Annotated in this window: 2 protein-coding genes; one reads left to right on the top strand and one right to left on the bottom strand. The window is 39.0% G+C overall.

What is annotated here, in order from left to right; all coding sequences use genetic code 11:
• Nucleotides 1-109: 109 nt before the first annotated feature.
• On the bottom strand, nt 110-733 hold the full coding sequence (locus CA600_RS30530) for a hypothetical protein (RefSeq protein ID WP_094874826.1): 624 nt from the start codon (nt 731-733) through the stop codon (nt 110-112).
• 232 nt (nt 734-965) lie between these two features.
• On the opposite strand from CA600_RS30530, the gene CA600_RS30525 reads away from it, so the two are divergent.
• Entirely contained in the window at nt 966-1,331 is a 366-nt protein-coding gene (locus CA600_RS30525; RefSeq protein ID WP_094874825.1) for a helix-turn-helix domain-containing protein, read from the top strand.
• Nucleotides 1,332-1,444 lie beyond the last annotated feature (113 nt).

The following is a 1,444-nucleotide window of genomic DNA, read 5'->3' as shown; positions in this document are numbered from 1 at the left end:
CGTGGAGGTTCGAGTCCTCTCTACCGCATACAAATAAAAAGTAAGAAATCCTTTGCTTCGCAGAGGTTTTCTTACTTTTTTTTATAGGATTAGACAAGTTGCTTAGTTCTTAGTTCTTAAAGGCTCTTGCATATTGGGGATAGAGCTGTCTGACACAGTCTGGGCAAATATCATGGGTGAATTGCAGAGAAAGCTGATGTTTTAAAAAATGTTCAATGTTGATCCATTCATCCTTAGAATTTCGAATGGATTTGCAGGAAGCACAGATGGGAATTAAGTCTTGTGTTGGCTTACAGGTCGAACAGATGCTTGCGATCCCTGACAACTGAGCTCCTTCTTTAAATGCGCCCAAATCATATAGAGAAATTATAAAAGCATTGTCTAAGTGATCATCTGACAGAAGAGGATAGATCTCTAAACGAAAGATACGGCTTCCTTTATTGGTGGTTTGTATGGAGAACTCAGAGGTATAAATCTGATACTCTCTGCGGAGTATAATTTTCACCGAATCATAAAGCTTGGCCCATTGATCGGAATCGAGGATCACATCCTGCATAAGCTCCGAATAATAAGCTCCAATCCATTGTTTCTGAGGGGAGAGGCCGTATTCATGATTAAATGCCTTCCACTTCCTGTTGGTGAACTGGATAACGCCTTGGCTGTTGATGACCACCGCATTGTGCGGCAGATATTCAAGTGAATGGATAATGGAAGATGATAAGCACTTTGACAAAAGTCACCGCTCCCTCCTAGAGATCCTTCAGGATGATAAGCTAATAAAGGGGGTCAGACGGCATTACATCAGACACTTGTCACCTGAGTCGCCTCTTATCGTCACTCTAACCATATGATATAATCGGATAATACATAGTAACACCAATTATATACTTTTTTACGTTATTTTGCAATGGGTAAATCACTTAAATAAGTCTTTTTTTTATTTTTTTGTGAAGGGTGGATTATGGATGCAGACCATATATGAACGTATAGAGTATTTGATTAAGCAAAAAGGTCTCACTAAGAAATCATTCTGTGAGCAGTTAAATATAAGCACAGGTAATATGGGAGATTGGAAGCGGGGCAAGTCTACTCCGGGAACACACAAATTGATTGAGATCAGCGCTTTTTTTCATGTAAGTCTAGACTGGCTTATTTTAGGTAGAAATACATCTGAAATATTGAAAGAGAGCAATGAGGACTATGATTTCGGAGAAGTGAAGTTGAATGAAGATCGAACGAATGAATTGCTTCCAGAGGAAAGGAAATTCATTGAAGAATACTTAGCATTCACTGAATATCGTAAGCAGAAATGGGCCGACGAAAATTCTTGAATCAACGCCTTTACATTTTGGGGAAGTACATTTATAATAATGAATGTTGACCTCAAACAAAGTTTTAAGTTTTATCTCACCGCGCGGTAGTGGTGGAATGGCAGACACGCTAT

Origin of the sequence: Paenibacillus sp. VTT E-133280 (assembly GCF_002264385.1) — a bacterium.
Taxonomy (GTDB): Bacteria; Bacillota; Bacilli; order Paenibacillales; family Paenibacillaceae; genus Paenibacillus_AQ; species Paenibacillus_AQ nitricinens.
The sequence above is the reverse complement of the archived record's forward strand: the minus strand, read 5'-3'. Positions and strand labels throughout refer to the sequence as shown.

Coding starts and splice junctions, on each gene's coding strand:
- CA600_RS30525 (WP_094874825.1), top strand. CDS start 966: ATGCAGACCATATATGAACGTATAGAGTATTTGATTAAGCAAAAAGGT.